Genomic DNA, 5474 nt, shown 5'->3' on the forward strand with positions numbered 1-5474 from the left:
GCGATGGCCTCGAGCAGCACGCCGAGGTGGCCGGCCATGCGCTGCACGGTCGAGGCCTCGAAGAGATCCGTGGCGTAGGTGAACGTTCCGACGAAGCCCTGGGGAGACTCCATCAGCGTCAGGGTGAGGTCGAACTTGGATGAGCGCGTGTCCACCGTGACGGCCTGGAAGGAGAGGCCCGGGACGCGCAGGGCTTCCATGGGAGTGTTCTGCAGCGAGAACATCGCCTGGAAGAGCGCGCCGCGGCTCAGGTCACGCGAGGACTGCACGGCTTCGACAAGCTTCTCGAAGGGCAGGTGCTGGTGCTCATAGGCGGCGAGCGTGGTGCCGCGCACCTGGGCGAGCAGTTGCCGGAAGGAGTCTCGTGGCTGCATCCGCGCGCGCAGGACGAGGGTGTTGACGAAGAAGCCGATCAGGCCTTCGGTCTCCGCCTGGGTGCGTCCCGCGATGGGGGAGCCCACGCGGACGTCGTCCTGTCCTGAGTAGCGAGACAGGAGGACCTGGAACGCCGCGAGCAACAGCATGAAAGGCGTGGCGCCTTCACGCTGGGCCAGGGCCTTGAGGGAGTTCGAGAGCTGGGCAGGGACGCGCACGTCCACCGTGGCGCCGCGGTGCGACTGCACGGGCGGACGCGGGTGGTCCGTGGGCAGCTCCAGCGCGGCGGGCGCTCCCGAGAACTGCTGCTTCCAGTAGGCGAGCTGCGACTCCAGCGCTTCGCCCTGGAGCCAGTCCCGCTGCCACTTCGCGAAGTCGACGTACTGCACCGGGAGCGGCGGGAGCGACGGCGTCTGTCCGGTGGAGAAGGCCTCGTAGAGGGCCGCCACCTCACGGACGAGCACGCCCATGGACCAGCCGTCGGAGACGACGTGGTGCATCGTCACCAGCAGCAGGTGCGAGTCCTCCGCCAGCCGCACCAGGCTGCTGCGCATCAGCGGCCCCGTGACGAGGTGGAACGGCTTGCGGGCCTCCGCGGTCGCCACGCGCTCGGCTTCCGCGTCGCGCCGCGACTCGGGGACCGAGGTCAGGTCGATGACGGGCAGGTCCCAGTCGAGCTGCTCCTGGATGCATTGCGACGGCTCTTCGTGAGGCGCGGAGAGGCTGGTGCGAAGCGTCTCGTGCCGGGCGACCAGGGCCTGGAACGCGCGGCGCAACGCCCCCACGTCCAGACGACCTGTCAGCCGCAGCGCCGCGGGGATGTTGTACGAGATGTCCCCGGGCTGCAGCTGATCCACCAGCCAGAGCCGCTGTTGCGCGAAGGAGAGCGGAAGGACTCCGTCTCGCGTGGAGGGCAGCAGGGGCGGCGCGCGGTGGGCGGCGGAGCGGGCTGCTTCGAGCGCTGGCGCGAGGCCTTCGACCGTGGGCGCGGAGAAGAGGGCCCGCAGCGGCAGCTCCACCGAGAACGCCGCGCGTACGCGGGAGATGAGCTGGGTCGCCAGCAGCGAGTGCCCACCGAGCGCGAAGAAGTCGTCGTGGATGCCGACGCGCTCGACGCGGAGCACTTCGGCGAAGAGGGTGGCCAGCTTCTCCTCTGTGGGAGTGCGCGGGGCGACGAAGGCGGAGGCGCGCGGGACGTTCCCCAGCTCCGGGAGGGCCTTGCGGTCGACCTTGCCATTGGCGTTGAGCGGCAGGGCCTCCAATACCAGGAGCGCGGAGGGCACCATGTACTCGGGCAGCCGCTGCTTGAGCTGTGCCCTGAGCGCGTCCGTGTCCAGCGTGTGGCCCTCGCGCGCGGTGACGTAGCCGAAGAGGCGCTTGTCCGCGTCGGCGCCACGGGCGATGACGACGGCCTCATTGACTCCGTTGGAGGCGCGGAGGCCGGCTTCGATTTCACCCAGCTCGATGCGGAAGCCGCGCACCTTCACCTGGAAGTCGATGCGGCCCAGGAAGTCGAGCGTGCCATCCGCCAGCCAGCGGACCTTGTCGCCGGTGCGGTAGAGGCGCTCGCCGGGCGTGGTGGCGAACGGGTGAGGGACGAAGCGCTCCGCGGTCAGGTCTGGCCGGTGGAGGTAGCCCCAGGCGAGGCCCTGCCCGCCGACGTAGAGCTCGCCCGCGACGCCGGTGGGAACCGGACGCAGGTGGGAGTCGAGGACGTAGGTGGTGGAGTTGGAGAGCGGCCTACCGATGGACACCGAGCCGTCGACGCGGGAGCCCCGGTGAAGGGAGTGGGTGGAGGAGAAGGTGGTGTTCTCCGTGGGGCCGTAGCCGTTGATGAGCACGGCGCCTTCAGGGAGCCGGGCCAGATGCTCGCGCACCCTGGCGGCGGGGAGTACGTCGCCACCGGCGAGGAGCTGGGGGATGCCAGCGAGTGCTTCCCCCTGGTGGAGGGCCATCTGCTCGAAGAGCGAGGCGGTGAGCCACAGCGACGTCACGCGGTGGTGGCGAAGCTGAGCCGCGAGTTCCTCGAGGGAGAGGGAGTGCGGGGGCGCGAGGACGAGCTTCGCGCCGTGCAGCAACGCCCCCCAGAGCTCGAGAGTGGAGGCATCGAAGGCGGAGGGGGCGAACTGGAGCCAGACCTCGTCAGGCCCGAAGCGCATGAAGGTGTTGCCGAGCACCAGGCGGGTGATGCCGCGGTGGGGAACGCAGACGCCCTTGGGCCTGCCGGTGGAGCCGGAGGTGAACATGACGTAGGCGAGCGATTGGCCGTCGAGGAGGATGTCCGGCGCATGGGTCGGCAGCGCGGCGATGTCGTGGGCCTGGGCATCCAGCCAGACCCGAGTGCCGGTGGCCGGCAGCAGTGAGGCGAAGGGCTGGTGGGTGACGACGACGCGGACGTCGGCGTCGTCGAGCAGGGCGGCGATGCGCTCCACGGGGGCGTTGCGGTCCACGGGGACGTAGGCCGCGCCGGCCTTGAGGATGGCCAGGATGGCCACCACCAGCTCGAAGGAGCGCTCGACGGCGAGGCCGACGCGAGCACCGGGGACGATGCCCACCGCACGCAGGTGATGGGCCAGTTGATTCGCGCGCGCATCCAACTGGGCATACGTCAACGTGGCGTCCCCCAGCGCGAGGGCCACGGCATCCGGCGTGCGCGCGGCCTGCCGGGCGAAGTGGACGTGGACGGGGAGGTCCGTGGGACTGGCGACCGCGGAGGGGTTCCAGTCCACGAGCAGGCGCTGACGCTCCTCGCTGGAGAGCAGCGGGAGCTCGGCCATGGGCTGCTCGGGGGCAGTGGCCACGGCGTCCAGCAGCGTGCGCAGGTGGCGGGCCATCCGCTCCACGGTGCTCCGCTTGAAGAGCGCGGTGCTGTACTCGAACCCACCGATGTAGCCCTGGGGGGAGTCCTGAAGCGTCAGCGTCAGGTCGAACTTGGCGAAGCGCATCTCGGCGGTCACCTGCTGGAAGGTGAGGCCGGAGACACGGAGGCTCCCCGTGGGGGCGTTCTGTACCGCGAACATCACCTGGAAGAGCGGGCTGCGGCTCGGGTCGCGCACGGGTTGCACGGCCTCGACGAGCTTCTCGAAAGGCAGGTGCTGGTGCTCGTAGGCCGCGAGCGTCGTGGCGCGGACCTGGGCGACCAGTTCGCGGAACGTCGCCTTGGGAGCGACCCGCGCGCGCAGGACGAGGGTGTTGACGAAGAAGCCGATGAGGCCTTCGGTCTCCGCCTGGGTGCGTCCCGCGATGGGCGAGCCCACGCTGATGTCGTCCTGCGAGGCGTAGCGCGACAGGAGGAGCTGGAACGCGGCCAGGAGCACCATGAAGGGCGTGGCGCCTTCACGTTGCGCGAGCGCCTTGAGTGCCTTGGACGTCGCTTGCGAGACCTGGACAGAGTGGGTCGCGCCCTCGCGGGATTGGATGGCGGGACGCGGATGGTCGGTCAGCAGCTCCAGCGCGGACGGAGCGCCCGCGAGCTGCTGCTTCCAGTAGCCCAGCTGCGCCTCCAGCGTTTCTCCCTGCAGCCACTGGCGCTGCCACGCGGAGAAGTCCGCGTACTGAATGGGCATGGGTGTCAGGGTGGGGGCGCGGCCCTGGGTGAAGGCCTCATAGAAGGCCGCCATTTCGCGGACGAGGACGCCCATGGACCAACCGTCGGAGACGATGTGGTGCATCGTCACGAGCAGCAGATGTTCTTCGGCGCCCAGCCGCACCAGGGCGGTGCGCAGCAGCGGACCTCGCTGGAGTTGGAACGGCTGATGCGCGTCCTCTTCGACCTTCCGCTGGGCCTCGGCCTCACGTTGAGGCTCGGGCACCGAGGAGAGGTCCACGAGCGGCAGCGTCCATGGCGTCGGTGCGTGGACATGCTGGATGGCGTGGCCTTGGTTCTCGCGGAAGGTGGTGCGCAGGGATTCGTGGCGAGCGACCAGCGCCTCGAAGGCGCGGCGCAGCGCCTCTACGTCCACGCGGCCCGTGAGCCTCAACGCCGTGGGGATGTTGTAGGACGCGTCCTCTGGCTGAAGTTGATCCAAGAGCCACAGGCGCTGCTGGGCGAAGGAAAGCGGCAGCGGGCCGTCGTGAGAGACGGGGGTGAGCTTGGGGACTCGGGGGCCGGTGCTGGCTGACAGCCGCCCCGCGAGAGCTTCGATGGTGGGGGACTCGAAGAGCGCGCGGAGGGGGAGTTCCACGTTGAACTCGGAGCGGACGCGAGACACTACCTGGGTGGCGAGGAGGGAGTGTCCGCCAAGTTCGAAGAAGGAGTCCTTCACGCCAACCTGGGGCAGACGGAGGACTTCAGCCCAGATGGAGGCGAGAGAGGCCTCGGTCTCGGTGCGAGGGGCCTCGTAGGAGTGGGTGGCCTGGGGTGCTTCTGGTTCGGGGAGGGCTTTGCGGTCGACCTTGCCGTTGGAGTTGAGGGGCAGGGCGTCGAGCACGAGGAAGGCGGAGGGCACCATGTACTCGGGGAGGCCGAGGCGCAGGTGAGCCTTGAGGGAGTCGATGTCGAGGGAGTGGCCCTCGCGAGGGGTGACGTAGGCGACGAGGCGCTTGTCGGCAGCTTCGCCCCTGGCGATGACGACAGCGTCCTTGAGGCCGGTAGCGCGGCGGAGGGCTGCTTCGATTTCACCGAGCTCGATGCGGAAGCCACGCACCTTCACCTGGAAGTCGATGCGGCCGAGGTATTCGAGGCGGCCGTCAGGGCGGTACCGGACGCGGTCCCCGGTGCGGTACATGCGGCCGCCAGGAGGGCCGTGAGGCTCCGGGAGGAAGCGCTCTGCGGTGAGCTCCGGACGGAGGAGGTAGCCGCGAGCCTGGCCTTCACCAGCGAGGAAGAGCTCACCGGCGACGCCGACGGGGACGGGTTGCAGGGAGGCGTCGAGGACGTAGGCGCGCGTTGCAGGCAGCGGCCTGCCGATGAGGGGCACCTCGTCGCGACGGACGAGGGAGGCGGTGGAGTAGGTGGTGTCCTCGGAGGGCCCGTAGAGGTTGAAGAGCTTGAGGACGGAGGGCAGGGAGTAGACCTGCTTCGCGAGAGTCTCCGGCAACGCCTCACCGGCGAGGTTGACGACGCGGACGGAGGGAGGGACGGCGCCGAGGCGAAGCAG

At 69.7% G+C, this 5474-nt stretch carries 1 protein-coding gene; it reads right to left on the bottom strand.

Translation table 11 applies throughout. The annotated features are described in order from the left end of the window. Positions 1-5474 (bottom strand): non-ribosomal peptide synthetase (locus GTY96_RS36920; protein ID WP_161667155.1); only part of this gene is annotated, 5474 nt, incomplete at both ends.

The sequence above is a fragment of the Corallococcus silvisoli genome (genome assembly GCF_009909145.1).
Lineage (GTDB): Bacteria > Myxococcota > Myxococcia > Myxococcales > Myxococcaceae > Corallococcus > Corallococcus silvisoli.